The 19,828-nt window shown below is 52.8% G+C and carries 24 protein-coding genes and 2 pseudogenes; 19 read left to right on the top strand and 7 right to left on the bottom strand.

The features are described from left to right. The first annotated feature begins 3 nt into the window (after positions 1-3). The 6 genes and pseudogenes from BLP78_RS06310 to BLP78_RS06290 all read left to right on the top strand — a co-directional run bounded on the left by BLP78_RS06310 (position 4) and on the right by BLP78_RS06290 (position 1,592). Positions 4-183 (top strand): DUF4160 domain-containing protein, encoded by a 180-nt coding sequence (locus tag BLP78_RS06310; RefSeq protein WP_090457655.1) that lies wholly within the window; start codon positions 4-6, stop codon positions 181-183. Next, positions 138-467, top strand: a complete 330-nt coding sequence (locus BLP78_RS06305) for a DUF2442 domain-containing protein (RefSeq protein WP_090457653.1) — start codon at positions 138-140, stop codon at positions 465-467. The genes BLP78_RS06310 and BLP78_RS06305 overlap by 46 nt, the downstream gene beginning before the upstream one ends. A gap of 77 nt (positions 468-544) precedes the next feature. Then, a pseudogene (locus tag BLP78_RS16215) lies at positions 545-659 on the top strand (IS3 family transposase); the annotation flags it as partial. Positions 660-812: 153 nt separating this feature from the next. After that, positions 813-941: a hypothetical protein gene (locus BLP78_RS15935; protein ID WP_256330121.1), complete on the top strand. Its 129-nt coding sequence runs from the start codon at positions 813-815 to the stop codon at positions 939-941. Positions 942-987: 46 nt separating this feature from the next. Continuing rightward, positions 988-1,314 (top strand): type II toxin-antitoxin system RelE/ParE family toxin, encoded by a 327-nt coding sequence (locus BLP78_RS06295; RefSeq protein ID WP_090457649.1) that lies wholly within the window; start codon positions 988-990, stop codon positions 1,312-1,314. Next, positions 1,311-1,592, top strand: a complete 282-nt coding sequence (locus BLP78_RS06290) for a helix-turn-helix domain-containing protein (RefSeq protein WP_090457647.1) — start codon at positions 1,311-1,313, stop codon at positions 1,590-1,592. Before BLP78_RS06295 ends, BLP78_RS06290 begins: the two co-directional genes overlap by 4 nt. Positions 1,593-1,939: 347 nt before the next feature. Here the strand turns inward: BLP78_RS06290 and BLP78_RS06285 are convergent, their stop codons facing one another. The 3 genes and pseudogenes from BLP78_RS06285 to BLP78_RS06275 all read right to left on the bottom strand — a co-directional run. Beyond that, a complete protein-coding gene (locus tag BLP78_RS06285) occupies positions 1,940-2,248 on the bottom strand; it encodes a type II toxin-antitoxin system RelE/ParE family toxin (RefSeq protein WP_090457645.1) in 309 nt (102 codons plus the stop codon). 38 nt (positions 2,249-2,286) lie between these two features. Further along, positions 2,287-2,739 carry a type II toxin-antitoxin system RelB family antitoxin gene (locus BLP78_RS06280; protein ID WP_090457643.1) on the bottom strand — a complete coding sequence of 151 codons (453 nt, stop codon included), beginning with the start codon at positions 2,737-2,739 and terminating at the stop codon, positions 2,287-2,289. A 106-nt stretch (positions 2,740-2,845) separates the two neighbouring features. Further along, positions 2,846-2,995: pseudogene (locus BLP78_RS06275) on the bottom strand (recombinase family protein); the annotation flags it as partial. A gap of 166 nt (positions 2,996-3,161) precedes the next feature. Between BLP78_RS06275 and hemP the strand changes: the two are divergent. The 12 genes from hemP (at position 3,162) to BLP78_RS06215 (ending at position 12,929) form a co-directional block, all read left to right on the top strand. Beyond that, positions 3,162-3,347: a hemin uptake protein HemP gene (gene hemP, locus BLP78_RS06270; protein ID WP_090457639.1), complete on the top strand. Its 186-nt coding sequence runs from the start codon at positions 3,162-3,164 to the stop codon at positions 3,345-3,347. A gap of 28 nt (positions 3,348-3,375) precedes the next feature. Then, positions 3,376-3,609, top strand: coding sequence for a bacterioferritin-associated ferredoxin (locus tag BLP78_RS06265; protein WP_090457637.1), 234 nt, complete (start codon positions 3,376-3,378; stop codon positions 3,607-3,609). A gap of 2 nt (positions 3,610-3,611) precedes the next feature. Beyond that, positions 3,612-4,076 (top strand): bacterioferritin, encoded by a 465-nt coding sequence (bfr, locus tag BLP78_RS06260; RefSeq protein WP_090457635.1) that lies wholly within the window; start codon positions 3,612-3,614, stop codon positions 4,074-4,076. 100 nt (positions 4,077-4,176) lie between these two features. After that, on the top strand, positions 4,177-5,199 hold the full coding sequence (locus BLP78_RS06255) for a DUF2325 domain-containing protein (RefSeq protein ID WP_143002899.1): 1,023 nt from the start codon (positions 4,177-4,179) through the stop codon (positions 5,197-5,199). Between the two features lie 120 nt (positions 5,200-5,319). Then, entirely contained in the window at positions 5,320-6,336 is a 1,017-nt protein-coding gene (locus BLP78_RS06250; RefSeq protein WP_090457631.1) for a multicopper oxidase domain-containing protein, read from the top strand. A 52-nt stretch (positions 6,337-6,388) separates the two neighbouring features. Beyond that, positions 6,389-7,048 carry a hypothetical protein gene (locus BLP78_RS06245; protein WP_090457629.1) on the top strand — a complete coding sequence of 220 codons (660 nt, stop codon included), beginning with the start codon at positions 6,389-6,391 and terminating at the stop codon, positions 7,046-7,048. Then, positions 7,045-7,794, top strand: coding sequence for a PepSY-associated TM helix domain-containing protein (locus BLP78_RS06240; protein ID WP_090457627.1), 750 nt, complete (start codon positions 7,045-7,047; stop codon positions 7,792-7,794). The genes BLP78_RS06245 and BLP78_RS06240 overlap by 4 nt, the downstream gene beginning before the upstream one ends. A 160-nt stretch (positions 7,795-7,954) precedes the next feature. Then, positions 7,955-10,201, top strand: coding sequence for a TonB-dependent receptor (locus BLP78_RS06235; protein ID WP_090457625.1), 2,247 nt, complete (start codon positions 7,955-7,957; stop codon positions 10,199-10,201). A 766-nt stretch (positions 10,202-10,967) separates the two neighbouring features. Beyond that, positions 10,968-11,543 (top strand): acyl-homoserine-lactone synthase, encoded by a 576-nt coding sequence (locus BLP78_RS06230; protein WP_025041701.1) that lies wholly within the window; start codon positions 10,968-10,970, stop codon positions 11,541-11,543. Further along, complete coding sequence (locus tag BLP78_RS06225) at positions 11,540-12,004, top strand: hypothetical protein (RefSeq protein ID WP_090457623.1); 465 nt, start codon at positions 11,540-11,542, stop codon at positions 12,002-12,004. Before BLP78_RS06230 ends, BLP78_RS06225 begins: the two co-directional genes overlap by 4 nt. A 238-nt stretch (positions 12,005-12,242) precedes the next feature. Further along, positions 12,243-12,533 (top strand): hypothetical protein, encoded by a 291-nt coding sequence (locus BLP78_RS06220; protein WP_090457621.1) that lies wholly within the window; start codon positions 12,243-12,245, stop codon positions 12,531-12,533. 153 nt (positions 12,534-12,686) lie between these two features. Then, the gene (locus tag BLP78_RS06215; protein ID WP_090457619.1) at positions 12,687-12,929 is read left to right on the top strand and encodes a hypothetical protein; all 243 of its coding nucleotides are present in this window, start codon (positions 12,687-12,689) and stop codon (positions 12,927-12,929) included. A gap of 129 nt (positions 12,930-13,058) precedes the next feature. On the opposite strand, the gene BLP78_RS06210 is transcribed toward BLP78_RS06215, so the two are convergent. Continuing rightward, positions 13,059-13,535 carry a ferritin-like domain-containing protein gene (locus BLP78_RS06210; RefSeq protein WP_025041698.1) on the bottom strand — a complete coding sequence of 159 codons (477 nt, stop codon included), beginning with the start codon at positions 13,533-13,535 and terminating at the stop codon, positions 13,059-13,061. A gap of 133 nt (positions 13,536-13,668) precedes the next feature. After that, positions 13,669-14,271, bottom strand: coding sequence for a peroxiredoxin (locus BLP78_RS06205; protein ID WP_090457617.1), 603 nt, complete (start codon positions 14,269-14,271; stop codon positions 13,669-13,671). Positions 14,272-15,026: 755 nt separating this feature from the next. Between BLP78_RS06205 and BLP78_RS06200 the strand changes: the two genes are divergently transcribed. Continuing rightward, positions 15,027-16,241: a hypothetical protein gene (locus tag BLP78_RS06200; RefSeq protein ID WP_176752797.1), complete on the top strand. Its 1,215-nt coding sequence runs from the start codon at positions 15,027-15,029 to the stop codon at positions 16,239-16,241. A 212-nt stretch (positions 16,242-16,453) separates the two neighbouring features. On the opposite strand, the gene BLP78_RS06195 is transcribed toward BLP78_RS06200, so the two are convergent. Continuing rightward, on the bottom strand, positions 16,454-17,437 hold the full coding sequence (locus BLP78_RS06195; protein ID WP_143002898.1) for a glycosyltransferase family 2 protein: 984 nt from the start codon (positions 17,435-17,437) through the stop codon (positions 16,454-16,456). 771 nt (positions 17,438-18,208) lie between these two features. Further along, positions 18,209-19,756, bottom strand: a complete 1,548-nt coding sequence (locus BLP78_RS06190) for an NAD(P)H-hydrate dehydratase (RefSeq protein WP_090457612.1) — start codon at positions 19,754-19,756, stop codon at positions 18,209-18,211. Positions 19,757-19,828: the final 72 nt, after the last annotated feature.

Below are 19,828 nucleotides of genomic sequence, written 5' to 3'. Positions count from 1 at the left end.
ATCATGCCGATCCTAAGCACGTTTTATGGCATTATAATTCAAATGTATTGGTGCAATCATTCGCCGCCGCATTTTCACGCGGTTTATGCGGAAGATGAAGTAGTAATCGACATACGCACTTTAGTGGATTGGGAATTATGTCAACTCAGGCAATCACCAAAGAAGATATCGCCTCTTCTGTAGTCCCGCCTATACAAGTAAAGGCACCTTGGCGGGTGAAGGCAGTAGAAGCACTTGACGACTATCGGCTACACGTTCGCTTCATCGATGGACTGGAAGGCGAAGTCGATATGGCTGAGAGGGTACATGCGCCCGATGCCGGTGTTTTTGCCGTGCTGGCCGATCCGGATCTATTCGCCCAGGTGTACGTCGAACTTGGCGCGGTAACCTGGCCAGGTGAACTTGACCTGGCACCGGACGCCATGCACGACGAGATCAAGAAATACGGAGTTTGGAGGCTGAAATAAAAAGTGCAGCGTGGTCAAGGCTGCGCCTGGCCGCGGTTGTGAGTGAAAGTAAGCGCAAGAATTTCAGCGGTCAATACAAGGTCAAGGTGGCGCTTGAGGCCATCTGGGGGGTCAAGACGATAAACGAGATTGCCCAGGGGTTTGGAGTGCATCCTACCCAGGTGGGGCTGTGGAAGAAGGAGTTGCAAGAACAGGCAGCAGGCATATTTGACGCCAGGCGCGGCCCCAGGCCGGTTGGATCAATCCGCCCACCCGGAGCGACTCTACTCCGAAATCGGGCGGCTCAAGACGGAACTGGATTAGCTTAAAAAAAGTCCGGGATATGCCAGTAGAAGCACGCAAACATTGGTCAGCGCGCGTGATCCCTTGGCGCTGACGCGGCAATGCGAACTGGCGGGGATTGCCCGCTCCATCGTCTATGCGCCGCGCCCTGCCGCAAAGCCGGACGAACAGGAATTGGCACTGCTGGCTTAAGGAATTTCACCTTGAAAAATATATCTAAATGGATATACTTCATTGCATGAAACCGGTACGATTCCTTGGCGACTCGCTCAAGTTCCTGCGGGATTTTCCGGAAGACGCACGGCACGATGCGGGTTATCAGCTTGACAAAGTGCAGCGTGGCGAACAACCCGACGACTTCAAGCCCATGCCTTCAATTGGCAGGGGTGTTGAGGAAATTAGGGTGAGGGATGACTCCGGCACTTACCGGGTTATTTATACGGCTCGCTTCGCTGACGCGGTTTTCGTGCTTCACGCCTTCCAAAAGAAGACGCAAGCCACATCGAAGCGAGACACAGATATCGTCAAAGAGCGCTTGGCCCAATTGATAAGAGGCAGCAAATGAGCAAGATAGAGGACTACGCCAGTGTGTGGGATGCGATTGCGGACACGCCAGAACAAGCGGCTAACTTGCGCACACGGGCCGAACTTATGCAGAAAATCGCGGCTATCGTGAAGGAAAGCGGCTGGACGCAAGCGGAAGCGGCTACTCGCTGCGGCGTTACTCAACCGCGCATGAACGATCTTCTACGAGGTCGTGTGTCGCGCTTCTCACTCGATGCACTGGTGAACATTGCTACGGCGATTGGTCGTCGGGTTCATCTTGAGCTTGAAACGGTTTAATTTTTTCAAAGCTGGTTGTACCGAGCAATAAGACTCACCCCCACGCCACCGGGAAGGTGGCTGTGGGGGTGTTCAGTTTGAGACATGCTAAATAAATATTGAAGACTAGAACCAATTATATCGAGCGCATCGAATATATCATCACGCGTCAACTCATCGGTATGTGGTCGAGTGGTACAGAGGAATCTCACCTTTAGGCTCTCACGCAACGGTATGTGAACCTCTCGATTCATACCGCTCCTATCGTTCAGTCATTCCGGCATAGGTGAGATTCCTCTGGGCTACTCGACCATGCATTCATCTTCGCCACTTCTGAAAAACCTGCGCTCGCGCGCCGGGGCTGGTAATCATGGCGTTTGTTGGGTCGTATGCTTCACTCTCAATATCTCGACGGTGCGCGCCTCATCCAGCACGCGGTAAAAAACGATGTAGTTCCGATGTGTGATTAGCTCGCGCAGGAAAACCGGCAGACCAGGCCTGCCAGTGCGGCCGAGCTTGGGATGCTGCGCAAGCGGCAAAGTTTTGTCGCGCAGTTCTTGGCCGAACGTCTCCGCTTTGTTCGGATTGTCCTGGGCAATGTAGTCAATGATGCTATCCAGGTCGGCCTCGGCTATCGGTCTCCAGACGATGCGATAAAGGATTTTTGCCTTTGTCATAGGTCAGTCGGTTACCTTGAGCTGCTGTGGCGACTGGTTCATGCGCGCTTTTCTCCTGCCGCCTTGTGGCGAGCAATCCGGGCATCCATCCGCGCCATGACTTCATCGTGCGGAATGCTCGGCTGGGGGTCGTCAATGGATGCCTGAATCTCGCCGGCCAGCCAGTTGTTATAGGCGGCGGCTTCGTGCGCTTCACGCATGGCATCTGCTCTGCCCCGGTTGCCCGCGTCCGGTTCCTTGTCTGCGGGGTCGTATTCGCTCGCGTCGAACTTGCCTACCGTGATGCCAATATCACGCAACACCTTCAACGCGGCCAGCGGATTGCCGAAGCGGCGCGGCTCGGTACTGCGTGCCTTCGACAGCACGGCACCGGAACCGCTGCGGGTGGCAATCTGGACAAGAAACGCTCCGCCCTGTCCTTTCAAGGTCACGCCTGACACGCCGCCGGCGTTACTTGCAGCGCGTAGCTGCTCTATGGTCATGCTTTGCATGGTCTGCTCCTTGTTAATTTCTCAATTAAACAGGGTTAATTGTGCATGATTTCAAGGAGACATGCAACGGTAGATAAAAATAAAGAGCTGGTACCGGATTTAGGTTTAATTTAGCTGGCCGACCTAAATGCTTCCCCCGTTCTCTTGCAGCCTGCATCCCGGCCTTTGACCGTTCGGAAATCAGCGCACGTTCGAACTCGGCCAGTGCGCCCATGGTATGAAAAACCAGCTTTCTGCCAGCGGTCGTGGTGTTGATGCCATCCGCCCGGTCAGTTGCAGTTATTGCTGGTTGCTACAGATACCAAGCCCAAAAATCCAGTCCAAAATAAATCCCTAAAATATTTTTATCCGCACTCTTGCATTTCGTTTAAAGTTGCCTATAATACGAATCATTCTCATTAATAATTGCGGAAGCGGCCCAAATGGAAAAGTCACATACAGTTCCGGATACCAACGTCGATAAACAGAACTTCGTCTTGCTGGACCGCAACAGGCGCATCTTTAGCGACACCCTGTTTTCGCAGGGAGACGAGATATTTATCCAGCACCAGGGCGAACAATACCGGTTGCGGCGTACCCGTAACGGCAAGCTTATTTTAACCAAATAGTTGAATTAGTAGACTTTAGGCGCTCATCATGTATATTTGTGTATGCAAAGGTGTAACTGATACCGCAATCCGCGAAGCTGTCTCCCAAGGCGCCGACCGGATGCGGGATTTGAAAACCTGCCTGGGTGTGAGCGGGCAATGCGGAATATGTGCCTGCCATGCCAAGGAGGTGCTGGAAAAAGCACTGATGCAAAAAACCTTGTCGCAACATCATCTACACAAACCCACTCGTTTATACGAGATCTCGCCTGAGGAGGCATAAACATGAAAAGCAGCGCAGACATTATCCAGTGGCTCAACCGCCAACTGCAACACGAATTGACGGCTATCAATCAGTACTTCCTTCATGCCCGCATGTATAAAAACTGGGGTTTTGAAAGCCTGGGCAAAAAAGAATACGAAGAATCAATAGAGGAAATGAAGCATGCCGATGCATTGATCGAGCGCATCCTGTTTCTGGAAGGATTGCCCAATCTGCAAGAGCTCGGCAAGCTCCTGATCGGTGAAAAGGCTGAAGAATGCGTCGCTTGCGACCTCAGGCTCGAAATGACTTCACGGGAGACGCTGCTTGCCGCCATCTCCGCTTCCGAAATGGCGAAGGATTATGTTTCGCGCGAGCTTTTTAAAGAAATCCTCGAAGATACCGAAGAGCATATCGACTGGCTGGAAACACAGTTGGAAGTAATGCAGAAGGTGGGCATACAGAACTGGCTGCAGAGCCAGATGTAAATAATCCGTGCCGCTGGGTTCTCCTACCCAGCGGCTTTAGCCAGCCAGTCCGTACAGGGCAAGCCAGCATTTTTTTATAACCTGTCACGGAGCGCGGGCTGTGAAGCAGCTAAAGACAACCAGGGCAACCAGGACAACCGGTTCAGCGACCTTGAGCGTTACCGCCCCCATGATTGCAGAAGCACCCCGCCCCGACGTGATTCTACTTGCTTGCCTCCATGCCGTTGAAGACTTGAGCGCCCACGTGCTATCCGGCCTGCGGCAAGAAGCCGTTAGCGGGGCCGGCCGTGCCAATCCGCACAGCGCTTACAGCGCCCACAACGCCGATGATTCTTTTGCCCGCCATTTACTGGCATTGCTGGAAAAGAAATTCGATCAGGTCGTCAAGTCGTTTTCGTTTCTCGGGATCAATCGCAGCACCTTCTTTTTACAGCATACCGGACTCACCAGTACTGTGCGCCACGGATGGGCTTCGAATAAGCCCTCATTTTTGCCGGCAGAGGATCCAATAACCGCATCGAAGCCGGCTGACAGTCATCAAGCATTGTTGTCACGCATCGATCTGCTTGAGCGCAAGCTCGCCGATGCGGAAATTCCTGTCCCACCAGAAACAGATTGGGTTCCGCTGGTCAAGGTCTCCGCCGCGCCTGGGGCGCCTGCGGCGCCCACGGCATCACGGCGTCCTGGCAGTGCATCTACCGCAGAATCGGCAGGGGATTGCGATAGTCTTGATGAGAAACAAGCCGGCGCGCATGCTGGTTTCGATCTTGCCGGGCGTCGCGTCCTATGCGTGGGTGGTCGCGCTGCACTCTACCCGGAGTATCACCGCATGGTAGAGGCTTCAGGCGGCAGGTTACTCATCTATCGTAGAGGTCCGCTTCACGGCGGAGATCATCTTCCTGCCTTGCTCGACCATGCCGATCTGGTGGTTTGCCCGGTCGATTGCGTAAACCACTACACCTACTTCACTGTGAAGCGCTACTGTAAGTATTCGGGCAAGCCCTGCGTGTTGCTCGACCGTTCAGGCTTGCCTACTTTTCGCAAGGGTGTGGCAACGCTGGCTGCGTTAGCTACGGCACCCGCCGGGTGCGACAGCCCTGTTCAATCCACTTCCATCGTCTAATAAAGTTATCCATGACAGAGCTAAACATGATTCACGTGCGCAGCCACGGCAGAGGCGCGTGGGCGGACGCCAAGCGGAGGAGGCCCGCCAGCTGGTTGCTTCATGGTCCCGGAGAAGCACATGAGTGTTGGTTATAAAGGCAGGATTACGGCACTGGCGACTTTTATTATTGCCTTCTGTATGTGGATTCCGGCCCAGGCAGCACAGGCGGCAGTGAGAGAGTACTGGATAGCGGCGGAGCAAACTTCCTGGAACTACGCGCCATCCGGGCAAAACCTGCTCAAGCCGGATGCCGGGCTCGGGGTATGGGGTAAGACGTTGACATATCCTAAATACCGTTATATCGGTTATGCGGACAAAAACTATAGTAAGCCGCTGCCACAGCCTGCATGGACGGGAATTCTGGGGCCAGAGATTCGAGCCGTGGTGGGAGATACCCTTAAAGTTCATTTCCTGAATAAAACCGACCGGCCGCTTTCCATGCATCCGCACGGATTGTTTTACGACAAATCCAGTGAAGGCGCGGATGGTTCCGGTATGGGGGCGGCCGTTCCTCCCGGTAAATCATTTACCTATACCTGGGTGGTGGACGCAGACGCAGGCCCCGGCCCGGCAGACCCTTCATCGGTAGTCTGGCTTTACCACTCTCATGTCATGGAAGATGAAGAAGCAAACCTTGGCCTCATCGGCACTATTATCGTCACGCGGCAGGGCATGGCGCGCTCCGCCGTCGATCCCGCGCCGCGAGACGTGGATCAGGAATTCACGACCCTGTTCATGATCTTCAATGAAGAAAACGGGGAAGAAAGCGGCATGAAGCATACGATCAACGGTCGTATTTTCGGTAATCTGCATGGCTATGAAACAAGTCTGGGAAAGCGCGTCCGCTGGCATGTCGTCGCGCTCGGCAACGAAACTGACAATCATACCGTGCACTGGCATGGGCAGACGGTGCTTGACCATGGACGCCGCACCGATGTGGTCGAAGTGCTGCCCGCCAGCATGACCTCGGTCGACATGACGCCGCGTTCGGCTGGCAACTGGCTGCTGCATTGCCATGTGGACGATCATATGATGGCGGGGATGTCCACGCGTTGGCGCGTCCTGCCTGAAACAAAGGAAGGCCGCTCGAAATAGCCTTGAAATAGTTTAGCTCACCTCGGTGTATACAAAAAAAGGAAAAAATATCATGAAGATTGCAGCCATTATCCCTGCCGCCGCTGTCGCCATCCTGGGTAGCCTGCTCAGCTTCAACGCCGCAGCACACGCATTGTGGCTCGAAAGCGACAAGGGTGAAACCGCAGCCTCGAAGCTTTATTTCGGCGAATATGCCGAAGATCGGCGCGAAGTCTCACCCGGCAAGCTCGACAACATCATTCAACCGACAGTGACTGTGATCGATGCGAATGGTAAGGAAAAGTCTGTCGAAGCCAGTCGCCAGAGTAATTATTTTGCGATACCCGGCGGGGGAGCGACGGTGCTGGTACAAGCGCTCAAGCAACCCATACGCGAGCCGCAGGGCGAAAACCCCGCCCCGGTGCAAAGAAGGTTTCTCTATGCGCGGCTGGGCAACGGCGGCAGTTTGCCACTCGATATACATAGCAGCGACAACCTGCTGCGTTTGAGCTTCCAGGGGAAGCCCGTCCCGAAGGCGGAGGTCATCATTATTGCGCCCAATGGCTGGGAAAAGCATTTGCATACGGACGAGAAAGGAGAGGTTCCGCTTACCGTGCTGGAACCCGGTCTTTATGTGGTCGAGGCGAAGCATGAGTTGATCAATCCGGGCAATTTCGAGGGCAAGGCATACGCTGTCGAGAGTCACAAGGTTACATTTAGCATTTACAGATGAGTACGCTGCAATCCGACGCACCCGCACCCGCACCTGCAACCAGGCAAAGCGCGGCCGGGGCAAGCGCAATGCCACGCCCGGTTACCGAGCCGCGCGGTTACCTGTTTTTATCGCAGGGTATGAAGCGGGGCCGTTTTCTTGTCTGGCTGCGCCGAACGCACGCCTGGATGGGGTTATGGGGAGCGGTACTCGGCCTGATATTCGGCACTTCCGGTATTCTGCTGAATCATCGTAGCGAGATGAAAATCCTGCTTGCCGCGCAGCACGAAACTCACCAGACGCTCACACCGCCGGTGGGTAGCTTGCAATCGGCGGAGGCGCTGGAAGCCTGGCTGCGCGTGAAATTTAAAATGCCTCACGCCAAATCGCGTATCGTGAAAAAACCCGGCGGTCCGGTTCCCTGGGGTGGCGGCCAGATAAACCAGCCCGAAAATTGGCGCGTCACGCTTACCACACCCAACCTCAGCCTTAATGCGGAATACTGGCAAGGCGACATGGAAACACGTATCGAACAGAAAGAAGCCAACGCCTGGGCAACGCTGGCCAATTTTCACAAGGGAACCGGCATGTCCAATGTGTGGATATTGCTCACCGATACGCTGGCTTGCGGTTTGCTGGTTCTCGCGATAACCGGCACCTTGCTGTGGAGCCGTCTGCATGGCCCACGGCTGATGGCGGCGGGGTTGATCGGCACAGTATTGACCTCTGCAGTCGTTCTTATGCTCACCACGCTATCGCTGTCATGAAATCATCTTTTTTCCCATCGCCAATCAACAAGAGTCGAGGCGAAACACTGCCCATATAAATCTAGAGTTCCCTTGCTCCCGCAGGGCAAACAATCCCATAGCCAGCCAACGCCATCGTCGCCTGTAGCCAGCCAATAATTAAAATATAACAGAGCGATCAATGAAAAAACTGTCTCAGTTCGAATTCCGGCGCGTCCATGTGGCCTTGTTGCTGGCGTGGGTACTTATACCCTCGCATGCGGTAGCCCAGGAAAGTACGGGCAATCCGGAAAAAAGCGGCAATCCTGAAAAAACCGAAAAAAAGGCGGAGTTGCCGGAAATCAAGATTACCACCGGCCGGGTCCGCCCCGGCACGATTGAGGATGTGGCGACGACGGGAAGCAAGACGGATACGCCTTCGCGGGATATTCCCGCAAGCATTGCCGTCGTGCCGGCCGCGCTGTTGCGCGAGCAGGGCGTGATCGACATGAATGACGCCATGCGCAACGTCAGCAGCGTCCAGCCCCTGATGGGTGGTGGCTACGGATTCGCCAATAACTTTACGTCGCGCGGCCTGCCGCTGAGTTTTTTTCGCGACAACATGCCTGACGGAACCGCGCCGCAAAACGGCTATTACCGCACCATGTACGATGTCGAGCGTATCGAGGTATTAAAAGGCCCGGGTTCTGCGCTGTTTGGCGTCGCCGGCCCCGGTGGCAGCATCAATATGATTACCAAACAGCCGCAAAGGACGCCTGGTATGACTGCGGGGACCATGATCGGCAGCTTCGGCACCTATAACGGATTCGTAGACCTGACAGGCCCCATCGGGGATCGTTTTGCCGGACGCGTCATTTCGGATATAGAGCATGCCGATGGTTTCCGCGGACTCGAGCGGAATATTTATGAGGTGTCCCCCAGTTTCATCTGGCGCTTGGCGGACGATAAAACGCTCCTGATAGACTACGACCATCGCGACATACATATCAAACCGGATAATTACGGTACCGTTTTCGATGGTAATTCCCAGTTATCAGTCTCTCGCAACAACCGCTATTACAGCCCGTTCAACCGGACCAGCAATATAATCAATCGGATTAGCGCCGTCCATAACTGGACAATATCCGACGGCCTGACCATGCGAACCGCATTCACATACGATACGCGGACGATGGATATACTTCGAAATGGGGGAGGAAATCAGGCTTGTGGAAGCGTGGTGAATTCGAGGTGTAGTGCAGGTGCACTCGGCCAGATTACTGGACGCAATGGGCGCCATCAACTCGATAATGCGGCGTTTGCCACTTTTCAAAACGAATTTATCTGGAAAACAAGTACGGGACCGGTTAAGCATACCTTTTTGGGTGGATTCGAATACAAGAATACCGACATTGCCACTATCCGTCGTGATTTCAATTTACCAAATGTCAATCTTTATACTTTATCCGGCTTGGAAACTTCATTAAGCTCGCCGGGAGTTACAGGATTCGCGCCAATGTTTGACCGCCGGATCAATAGCGATCAAACCTCTTTTTATGCGCAAGATCAGATCGATCTGAGTGAGCAATTCAAGCTGCGCCTCGGTATACGAAATGACTTGGTCCAGTGGAGCGATAAGGGTTTTCAGACTACGACGATTGCGGGAGTTACTGACTCCAGATATCGCGAGGTTGTTCAAACAAAGTCGATTACTACCTACTCGACAGGTGGAGTCTATCAACCCACCAAGAATCTGGCATTTTACGCGGGCTATAGTACGGGTGCTTTCGTCAACCTGACGACGGAGGCTGGAGCAGTATCGAATGCGCCGGAAACCTCGGATCAGATAGAAGTGGGGGCGAAAACCACGCTGCTGGATGGCAGGGCGGACGTGAACGTGGCGCTGTTTCAAAGCAGCCGCAGCAATTATTTCGTCACTTTGCCAGGTAGTAATAATAACCCAACCCCGGATGGAAACGATCGATCGCGCGGTGTGGAAGTAACCATGAGCCTGCGCCCAATTGATGGCTTGAGCATCATAGGTAACGGCGTGTGGATGGACCCCGAAACACTGTCACGCAATGTGGCAAACAATGCTGTTCTTGGCATATCGAGAAGTGTTTTTGGAACTCGGCCAGTAGGCGTTGCCACGAATATGGCCAGTTTGTGGAACAGCTACCAGATTCAAAGCGGGATTGCACGGGGTGTAACATTGGGCTTTGGCGTGACCTATAAAGGCAACAGTTATGCCGACAGTTTAAACTTGCTGAAGGTGCCTTCTTACGTTGTGTACGATGCGGCCATTTCTTATCGTATCAAACAGGTGGAACTCGCGGTCAACGTAAAAAACCTGACCAATAAAACTTATTATACCAATCCCACGTTTGCCGGGGCCTTGCCCGGCAACCCCCTAAGCGCCTTCGGCAGCATTCGCCTCAATTTTAATTGAACACTTTCATGAACTGAAATTAAACCATGCAAGGCAGTAGACCCGCACAAGACCCGAGAATAGCCAGACTGTAACTCGACGGTAGGGCGTCAATAAGCGCAGCGCATTGCGCCGTATGAAGACGCCCGTCGAGCCCATCAATTTCGGGTCAACCAGCGGAGAGTCCAAGCGATACGTAACTATTGCCACCATCATCCCGGCTGGCATGCGTTCAGCACAGATTCCTTCACCAAAAATTGCTGCGTCGCTACGGTAACGATCTCCCGACGGGAAGCTTGACGGACCTCGTTGAAGGCGCAATGCGCTGCAATTATTGCGCCTTCTACCTCGCTGCTCACACCTCTGTTTTGCCGGTTTCCTCAAAAAACGCTCACTCGCGTCTTCGTTTTCCTCGTCTTTTTCAAGTACTTTCCAAAGCCGATATCGACCGTCATCGCGTCCGTGCAGGTTTCATTGCAAAATTTTCATGACGGCATCGAACCCAGGTGAATACCTGAAACATCACAGCAATACAATTGCTGAAAGACACCTTATCCAAGCTCGTTTTTACCACTAATTCTCCCGAAAATGCCCCTCGAATACAGGTCTGTGCTAACACCGCAAACCCGCTACAACTAACGGTTACAGCAGGTATTTCTTCCTTTCGCCTGTAAGATTCTACAGCTATTCTAGGTTTGGGTTCCGTTGTTTCATAGCACCGTCATCAACCAAACGACGGGTGAAAACAATGGGACAGATAATGCTTGCGCAACACGGAAACGGGTCAATGGACCAACGGGCAGTGGCGGGAATGTATCGGCTGAGGCATGAGGTTTTTCATGAGCGGTTGGGCTGGGAAGTCACCGACGATAACGGCATGGAGCATGATGAGTTCGATCATGCCAATCCGGTGTATGTCCTGGCGAAAGGAGATGAAGATGAGGTGCTGGGTTGCTGGCGGTTGCTTCCGACCATGGGACCCAACATGTTGAAGGATACTTTCCCTCAGCTATTGCATGGGCAGCCGGCACCCCAGCAAGCCGATGTGTGGGAATTAAGCCGATTCGCCGTGACGGTACCGAAATACGAAAGCGCGGGTTTCGGCTTCAGCGAGATCCCGGTAAAGATGATGCAGACGCTATTCCGTTTTGCCCGGCACAACGGCATCAAGCGTTACGTAACCGTGACTACCGTCGCGGTCGAGAGGTTGATACGCAAGCTTGGCGTTAACGTCTCGAGAATAGGGCCACCTATCAAGATCGGTCGGGTTTTGACCGTGGCTTGTTATATCGAGATCGATGCAATCACGGAGTTTTCCTTGTTCGGCACACTTCCAGAGCATGCGCAAAGGGAGGCAGCATGAATATTCTGCTGATGGGGGAAAAGCAGGATACCCGTCGAATTCTGCAACTATTGCTTGAGAAGTCAAAACACAGGCTCGAGCGGAAATCGCTGGAAAGCTTCCCCGAGCCGGATCTGGGCGCATACGATATGGTCCTAGTCGATGGGGCGGTGCAGGATTGCACCCAACAGGCGACTCTGCTGCAATGGATACGGGAAGCGAGACGGCGCTACCCGCATCTGCCGGTGGCGGTGATGAATAACGTGGGGTCTGACGTGGCGCCCAACATGGCATCTGACCGGTATAAAGCGAGCCGCGAACCTTTGCATACCTGTGGTGTTTTCGAGTCCGGCAATGGGGTGTTGAATATGCGCTGCCGCCTCCAGGAAATCGCGTTGGGAGAAACTGCCGCACTGATGCGGGATGAATGCGAGCGGCCAATGCTGGAGCCGATAACATTCGAATATTCGGGACGGGGATAAAAATATCGACCGGCAGGCGGGCCAAGCCGGAATAATTTTCTGCCCCCGGTTTTTATATCGATTATTCAACCGCTCAGCTATCGACAGCAGGCCAGGGTACTGAAGTAAATCGCAAGGTTCCGTTGTTTTTTCAAACCTGGATAAAGCTTCATCGTAACGTCATCTATTTCGGGTAACCTGAACATTCTGACCAGTTTGCAAATCATCTTGAGCAGCGCTGTTTATCACAGGAGGCACCATGCATCCCTTATTACCCGCGTTAGTGAAGCTGTTATCGATAGAAACAGAGAACGCCCAGACTGGCGCCGGCCCTGCTCGGCAAAGGCGCGCCATATCAGGTCGCAGAAACTTTAGCGCCGACCCAATCATTGCGATGTTTGACAGCCTCGGCGCCGCAGGCGAAAGCCACGCCGACCTTCGCGGATCATCGGTTAATGTCCAGGATGACCTGGGAGGTTCTCCCAGATTGGACCGACGCGGTTATCTCGCCACATCAAAAGTCAAAATCCGGAAAAAACGTTTTGGCTGAGTACAAATGATACGACTTCATGTCAATCAGTGCCAGGAATGGCGGGAAAAAATTCCTAGTGAACCCTTCACGAATTTCTCCACCATCATCGGGCTTCTCAGTTGAAGTTGGCAGTTAAAATTTTGGCATCCTGGATACACCCGGATCAGGCGCATGGGTATATATAAAAGGTACCGAACGATTACCCGGTCTAAAGGGACGGGCCCGGGTTCAGCCGAAACGGCCTTGCAGTCGGCCGAATCCGGCGACGCACCTGATACCAGTCCTCTGGCCGCACTCCGTGAGTTGCTGGAATCCCATCTATCCAGCGACATTCCGAGTGAAGAGGAAAGTGAGATTGACTTGATGATTCAGTTAAGCGGCATGGTGCATAGCAGTACGGGAAATAGAGAGTAATCCCGTTTCTTGTCTTGCCATTCGATTGGAGCGAAGGCAGCGTGCATTCACGCTGACCCATTCGTCCAGCGTAAAAATTACCCTGCCATGACCGCCTCTTCCTTTGGAGAAAGAGGCCCCGGTTGCCGTTTATGGCTGCTGAGATCCGCTCTGGGGCGCCTCATAAACCCCGGTTCTGCCGGTTCGGCGCAGCATCTTGTTGACCTGATCCGCGTGCATCTCTTCCTCGACGATGAGGCCTCGTGCATAATCCTCCAATAGCACCGATTTGCCTTGTGTCACCTCCAGCAACTGGTAATAGGCGGCACATGCCTCCTTTTCATTAGCCAGGGATTCCCTGAGGATATCGCCGATGTCGTGGTGATGTGTCTCCAGCAGAGGCCCGATCGAAAGTGATGGGTATCCGCCCAGCAGCGTAACAAGTTCGCCGGCCTTATGCGCGTGTAGCAATCCTTCCTCAGCCTGCTCCTTGAGCCATGCGACGACAGGAATGCGATTGTAGCCATAGACCATCAATGAATAGTGCGTGTAACGTACCACCCCGGCGAGTTCCAGTTCCATGATCTTGTTCAACAGTGCGATCGCCTTGTCTTTATCGAAGTCCATGAGTTTCTCCTTTGGGATTGCAAGAATCGGCAGGGTGGTGGCTACGTCTATCCCATAACCGGCAGCACAGCGGGGCTATTCATTTTCGCAGCATCTCCTTGCCGTATAGTGTTGTGCAACGCATCACGATGCTTCACAGCGCCGAGCCGTGAGCACCTAAATATTCTGCTACCCCTTCCGGGCTCGGCTTCATGCCAGGATCTCCTGTTTTCCATCCGGCGGGGCAGACTTCGCCGTGGCTTTCATGGAACTGCAATGCATCAACCATGCGCAGCATTTCGTCCACGTCGCGCCCAAGCGGCAGATCGTTGACGACCTGGTGGCGCACGACACCACTTTTATCGATCAGGAAGGAGGCTCGCAGCGCAACGTGATCCGGATGGCCGATGCCATACGCGTGCATGACATCGCCGCCCACATCGGCTACCAAGGTGATGCCCACAGGACCGATGCCACCCTTGTCCACCGTGGTATTGCGCCAGGCATAATGAGTGAATTGGGAGTCAACGGACACGCCGATCACTTCTACGTTGCGTTTGCGGAACTCTTCCGCCCGATGCGAGTGAGCAATAATCTCCGAAGGGCAGACAAACGTGAAATCGAGCGGATAGAAAAACAGCACGGCGTATTTGCCGGAAATTTCCGTATGGAAGTTGAAAGTATCATTGAACGTACCATCCGGCAGGACAGCGGGCTTGGTAAAGTCGGGCGCGAGATGGGTTACAAGTACTGACATTGAGATTCTCCTTTTTGGTTGATGGAATCGAAGCGTTTTCATCAAATGCGCTTCGGGTGTTGCATATCTTCGGCATTTTTACATTGCTCCATTTACCATTATAGACCGCATGTCAATGGTTCCTCTGTGCGCCGCACCTCACAGCTCCAAATCTCTGCCAAGTCATTCCCGTAGAACAACTTTCTCATGGTTTAGGCCGCGATGCACCTGCTATGTGTGAGAAATGCGGGTTAACCGTTGGCGGTATTTCACATCCACGATTCCTGTTGCATTACGCTACGCTAACCCAAACTGGGTTTCCTGGCGATTTGCACACCCAACCAAGTAGGTCGGGCTTTGCCCGACATTGTTTTTTCGATTGTCGGGCAAAGCCCGACCTACCCATTTCGCGTGAGGCTATATACTCTGTATGAAGCGCTTTTCCACTACACTGTGTTATGCATCGCGACCTTTCTTTTTTATTCCGGGTGAGGCCGCTACGGGGAATCGCACGGTTTTTGCGGCACATGGCTGCGTTGCGACTCCTGGAATGGAACGGCGCCCCGAAGCGTCGCCGAGGGATCCCGCGAAGCTTGGGTAGGATGGTGGAGCGTAGCGCAACCCATCAAGACTACGCAACACGACACATTAACCGCAACCGAATATCAGCGATGTTGCCTTGGCAGGGCGTGAGCATAACCAGATGATGAGTTGCACCACGCGCCGCCGATTCTGCTGAAAACCGTACAGAGGGCATAAAATTAAAAAATCCATTCGTGAAAAAACATAGCCTTAAAGTCTCCCTTTCCGAGACACGCTCGCGTGGTAACGTCAAGCGAACAGTGAAATTCGATGATAAGGAGATCTGGTGGGATATTTCAGGAGACGATTCCATACTTCCCCCAAGGTTGACTGTGCACGATATTGCAGCTACCGGACTGGTGTTTTTTGCCATGCATCACGGGAAGAACCTGCATGTTGAGGGTCCGGTAAGCGCGTCGCTACTGGAAAACCTGGAAGACCTGGTCGCTTCTTGGGTCAATTGGCGTCCTGACCTGTACCAGCGTATAAACATCAGTGCGGCGGAGGAAGTACGCACTCCCAATGAGCCGCCCTCGTCTGTTATCAGCAATCAGGCAGTTGCTGCGTTTTCGGGAGGGCTCGACGCCTCGTTTACGGCATGGAGGCATGTCTCCGGAAAAGTCGGGCGCAGAAACAAGAAATTGATTGCGGGTGTTCTGATCCATGGTTTCGATATACCACTCGACGCGCATCAGGCATTCGAGACGACCTACAAAACTGCTGTAGAGTCGTTAAGGTCTTTAGGTGTCCCCCTCGCTGTCATAAAAACCAATTGGAGAACCGAAACCGCCGTGAACTGGAATTTAGAGTTTGGGGCAGGCATTTCCACGTGTTTGCGGCATTGGCAAGGAATGGCCGGGACAGCGCTGTCAGGGTCGGATGACGATTACAGAAACCTCACTCTTCCATGGGGAGGCAATCCGATTACCTATGCCATGCTGTCAAGCAGCGATTTCAGGGTGGTTTATGATGGGGTGGAATTCTCCCGGACGGAGAAGGCGGAAGGGATTACTGACTGGCCGACAGGTATGCGCAATCTTCGTGTTTGCTGGCAAGGCCCATTGACCGGCAAGAACTGTGGTATTTGCGAAAAATGCCTGCGCACCAAAATGAATTTTCTCGCGGTGGGTGCGCCTTTGCCTGAATCGTTGTCTGACCTACCCACTGTTTGGCAGATTCTTCGAATTCGAACGAAGAGAGTCTCTCAACTTCCCACCCTGAAGGAAATCATTGAGATCGGCTCGGAAAGAAAAATAACCGGTATGTGGCTTACCGCTCTCAAGGTCTCCATTTTAAAAAATAAACTTTTGATGTGCTTTTCTTCGTTAGTTCATTTAAATGAACTTAAATCCCGTTTCAGGAAATTGTACAAAAAACGTAATAGGAATGTGCGGATCAGCAATTCCTGACGATCATGGCTTGCCATCGCCAACCGCTGCGCGAATCAATCGGGTTTGATTTCACCAAGGGCTCGCATCGTTATCCCTGATTTTCGTAATAGACGGATATCGAGCGGTTGCTCTTCAATCTTTACCAATGGCTACGAGAAGACAGAAAAATAATCATTCCAAAGTGATGCGTTCGCTGGCAGTAAACATGATGTCCTCTCCGCCTTGATTGTTTAACTGGATTCCTGTTCTTCAGTAATCTGCACGGAACGCGTGGATCGATTGAAATCTATCTTCCGGTAATTTGCCGGTTGGCTGGGAGAATCATCGTTTTCGCCGATCACCCCGTCTTTTCTGCCCTTCACGATGCTATCGAAGGAAATCATGAGTTTTGAAAAACATATCTCCATCTGCAATTCGCGATAGCCCTCTTTCCGTAGCTGATCGAGACTTCTTTCATAAGGCGGATGCAACATATCGCTATATTGGGCCGCAATTCCAGCCATCATTTCATTCGTAAGGCTGGTTTCTTCCATAATTTGATGAATTTCATCCCAATGAGAACCTATTTTGCCATTACGATTGCGACCCATGTGCCGGTATGACTTCACCCCGTTCAGAATTTTTTTCTGGAGCTGGCGTTTTGTTCTTATCGGCAGGTGATAAATGGGAAAACTTTCTTTTGCGGGAAATTTTACTTTCGAAGAATTAGTGCCTATGAAGAACGCATGATTGCCCTGTACGATAAAATAATCGCTTGAAGGAATAAGGTTGGGTTGGAACGCGATCTTGCGATGGCGCGAAGGTTTGGGCGGTTTCAGAAAAAATTGGTTGATCACGTTGCCGCTTTCCATATCCAGGGGTACCAGATTAAGCCATGGCATGAAAATTACCGGGGATGAGCCGAACTGTGAAAGCTTGCGATCGAACTCCTCCTTTGATTTAAACGGCAAAAATTCGTCTGCATCGAGAAAGAATACCCATCCCGGTGCTTTGTTATTCACAAGATTTTTTGCAGCCCAGGTCATTAATTCGGACTGATAATAGCCGGGTTCGTCGAAGAAATAATATTCGATATTCGAATGTTTTTCTGATAGCAGTTTTATGTATTCTCTCGTGCCATCAGAAGAGAGGTGATCAATAAGGATAATTCGATCGAACAAGGATAAGGCATGTGCGCAAAAAGTTTCGAGGATGCCTTTCTCGTCTCTGATCATCGAGATGAGCGTCGTTTTCTTTCGGCCCTGACCTGCCGCTCGGTTCACATTTCCGAATATGCTCGAAGCCCAAAAAATTTTCCAGCGAGCGAATAATTGGGTCCTCACGAAATTTTTCACGAGCGTGGGGGCTGAAACAGTATGTTAAACATCCAACTGACCATGAAGGTTGCCAAAAAAAGCCGCTCATTCTAGTGGCTGACCATATGACAGTCAAATTTATAAGAGGTCGGTTATTAGTGAAATAATACGCTAACATCATTGTGAGTGATATTATCCAGCTTCAGTAAATTCAACCTAAATCCGGTAGTTGGACGGGATGAGTGTACGGTTTTGGGGTGCACGGCAAGGCGCAACGACGCGGAATGCGGTCGCGCAGGGTGGAGCAGTGCCTCCTCATCTTGGCTACGCACGCCGAGATGTCGCTGGAGGTTGGCAGCCAGACGGTTGAATCCTCTCCGAACTCGCGTTGGAGATCCGGATCTCCAGAGGGATCATTTCGCACGTGCGCCTGGAATTTTCCTGCGATCGCCAAGAATGACTTGGCGCATCAGCAGCGCTAGCAGCCTGACGGATTTGAAGAATCGCAACGAAAAAGTGATTGGGTGAGTGCAGATTTTGAGGATTTTGAAGGCCGATAGTTATTCTATTGACCGAAAAAGTGGCGAAATATGAATCGGCCAGACGCTTTTGCAGTCGATTCCTTTAGGTCCGGCATTGTTAGCCGAGCCGGATCCCGTAATTACGACCATTGCAGCAGTAGTGGTTGCACTATAGTAGCACTCCGCTGTCATAAATCCATCGATTAACCAAGGTCCGGGCGGCATTCGGGATTTCCGACGCGATCATCCCCACCGGGCCGCCATGTTGTTTCTGCAATGCGTCCGCTGCAGCGCCATGCAGATAGACCGAGAGTAATAGGGAATTTTCCGGGCTGAGTCCCTGCGCCAGAAAAGCGCCAGCAATGCCGGACAATACATCCCCTGTACCCGCGCTGCTTAAACCCGGGTTTCCCGTAACGTTGATGTACCGTTTGCCGCCGGGTTCGGCGCAAATGCTGCCGGCACCTTTCAGCACGGCGCAGCAATTGAAACGGGTTGCAAGATTTGCCACCGCGGTCATGCGGTCGTTTTGAATTGCTGAGATATCGGTATTCAGCAGGCGTGCAGCTTCAGCAGGGTGAGGCGTAAGAATGGAAGAGGCCTTGCGTGCTTTGCGTGCCTTGAGCAGGCCGGCAATTCTGGAATCGGTTGCGATGATGTTTAAAGCATCGGCATCCAGCACGAGCGGCAAGTCTGATTCCAGCGCGCAGCTCAGCCAGAAACTGGCGTCTGGTTCCCTGCCCAGCCCAGGGCCGACAACCATGCAGTTCAGGTTGTCGAGTTTGAATAAATCATGGGGAGGACGCAACATCAATTCAGGCTGTGCTGGATCTACACCGGGCGCATTGCCGTCAATCAACCCGAGATAGACGCGGCCTGCGCCCAGCTTCAGCGCCGAGATTCCCGCCAGAAGTACCGCCCCGACCATTCCGGCTGAGCCGCCGATGATGCCGATGCTGCCGAACATGCCTTTATGGCTGTTCGAGGGACGGGGTGGCGGCAATAATTGTTGTACATAGGCCTGATTCATCATCCATGAGCTTGGCTCTTTCAGCGACGAAACGTCCAGACCAAGATCGCGTACAAATATTTCCCCGCAATACTCGGGGCCATGTCCGGTCAAAAGACCCGCTTTGAGGCTGATGAACGTAACGGTGATGGCGGCCCTGATGGCGGCGCCATGCACCGTGCCGGTATCGCTGCTCAGGCCGCTGGGAATGTCGAGTGAGAGCACCGGCAGATTCATGCTGTTGACCGCCTCGACAAGATCGAGATATCTGGCCGCCAGGTTTCGCCCATCCCCATGATCAAGACCAATGCCGAACAAGCCGTCTATTACGACATCCCACGTTTCATTTTCAGGGATTTCGGAGAGCACCTCGCCGCTCGCGGCGAGCCAGGCGTTCAATGCCTGTTTCGCATCGTCCGAAAGATGTTTGCGCTCACCGGTAAACACCAATGTGACTTTGTACCACCATCCGTGCAAATGGCGGGCTACCACGAAGGCGTCGCCACCATTGTTGCCCGGGCCGGCCAGCACCAGCGCTCTCGTTTTGCCGGCGGTCAGAAGTCTTTCTCGCGCAATTTCAGCGGCGGCCAAACCGGCTTTCTCCATGAGTTGGGGCCACCCGGGTAAGGCGGCCGCAAGTTGCTCGATCTCCCGGATCTCGGCGGCGAGATAAACAGCGCTGGAATTATCATGTTTTGGTGGGCTCATGGTATCGACCGTCCAGGTATCTATAAACCTGATCCCGTCATTACATGACGTTTCAGGAAATTTGATTCTTGT

It is taken from the genome of Nitrosospira sp. Nsp1, assembly GCF_900100985.1.
GTDB lineage: Bacteria > Pseudomonadota > Gammaproteobacteria > Burkholderiales > Nitrosomonadaceae > Nitrosospira.
The sequence above is the reverse complement of the archived record's forward strand: the minus strand, read 5'-3'. Positions and strand labels throughout refer to the sequence as shown.

What these genes read in the sequence shown, in the direction of transcription:
- BLP78_RS06310 (WP_090457655.1), top strand. Translation starts at nt 4, where the DNA reads ATGCCGATCCTAAGCACGTTTTATGGCATTATAATTCAAATGTATTGG.
- BLP78_RS06305 (WP_090457653.1), top strand. Translation starts at nt 138, where the DNA reads ATGTCAACTCAGGCAATCACCAAAGAAGATATCGCCTCTTCTGTAGTC.
- BLP78_RS06295 (WP_090457649.1), top strand. Translation starts at nt 988, where the DNA reads ATGAAACCGGTACGATTCCTTGGCGACTCGCTCAAGTTCCTGCGGGAT.
- BLP78_RS06290 (WP_090457647.1), top strand. Translation starts at nt 1,311, where the DNA reads ATGAGCAAGATAGAGGACTACGCCAGTGTGTGGGATGCGATTGCGGAC.
- BLP78_RS06285 (WP_090457645.1), bottom strand. Translation starts at nt 2,248, where the DNA reads ATGACAAAGGCAAAAATCCTTTATCGCATCGTCTGGAGACCGATAGCC.
- BLP78_RS06280 (WP_090457643.1), bottom strand. Translation starts at nt 2,739, where the DNA reads ATGCAAAGCATGACCATAGAGCAGCTACGCGCTGCAAGTAACGCCGGC.
- hemP (WP_090457639.1), top strand. Translation starts at nt 3,162, where the DNA reads ATGGAAAAGTCACATACAGTTCCGGATACCAACGTCGATAAACAGAAC.
- BLP78_RS06265 (WP_090457637.1), top strand. Translation starts at nt 3,376, where the DNA reads ATGTATATTTGTGTATGCAAAGGTGTAACTGATACCGCAATCCGCGAA.
- bfr (WP_090457635.1), top strand. Translation starts at nt 3,612, where the DNA reads ATGAAAAGCAGCGCAGACATTATCCAGTGGCTCAACCGCCAACTGCAA.
- BLP78_RS06250 (WP_090457631.1), top strand. Translation starts at nt 5,320, where the DNA reads ATGAGTGTTGGTTATAAAGGCAGGATTACGGCACTGGCGACTTTTATT.
- BLP78_RS06245 (WP_090457629.1), top strand. Translation starts at nt 6,389, where the DNA reads ATGAAGATTGCAGCCATTATCCCTGCCGCCGCTGTCGCCATCCTGGGT.
- BLP78_RS06240 (WP_090457627.1), top strand. Translation starts at nt 7,045, where the DNA reads ATGAGTACGCTGCAATCCGACGCACCCGCACCCGCACCTGCAACCAGG.
- BLP78_RS06235 (WP_090457625.1), top strand. Translation starts at nt 7,955, where the DNA reads ATGAAAAAACTGTCTCAGTTCGAATTCCGGCGCGTCCATGTGGCCTTG.
- BLP78_RS06230 (WP_025041701.1), top strand. Translation starts at nt 10,968, where the DNA reads ATGGACCAACGGGCAGTGGCGGGAATGTATCGGCTGAGGCATGAGGTT.
- BLP78_RS06225 (WP_090457623.1), top strand. Translation starts at nt 11,540, where the DNA reads ATGAATATTCTGCTGATGGGGGAAAAGCAGGATACCCGTCGAATTCTG.
- BLP78_RS06220 (WP_090457621.1), top strand. Translation starts at nt 12,243, where the DNA reads ATGCATCCCTTATTACCCGCGTTAGTGAAGCTGTTATCGATAGAAACA.
- BLP78_RS06215 (WP_090457619.1), top strand. Translation starts at nt 12,687, where the DNA reads ATGGGTATATATAAAAGGTACCGAACGATTACCCGGTCTAAAGGGACG.
- BLP78_RS06210 (WP_025041698.1), bottom strand. Translation starts at nt 13,535, where the DNA reads ATGGACTTCGATAAAGACAAGGCGATCGCACTGTTGAACAAGATCATG.
- BLP78_RS06205 (WP_090457617.1), bottom strand. Translation starts at nt 14,271, where the DNA reads ATGTCAGTACTTGTAACCCATCTCGCGCCCGACTTTACCAAGCCCGCT.
- BLP78_RS06195 (WP_143002898.1), bottom strand. Translation starts at nt 17,437, where the DNA reads ATGATCAGAGACGAGAAAGGCATCCTCGAAACTTTTTGCGCACATGCC.
- BLP78_RS06190 (WP_090457612.1), bottom strand. Translation starts at nt 19,756, where the DNA reads ATGAGCCCACCAAAACATGATAATTCCAGCGCTGTTTATCTCGCCGCC.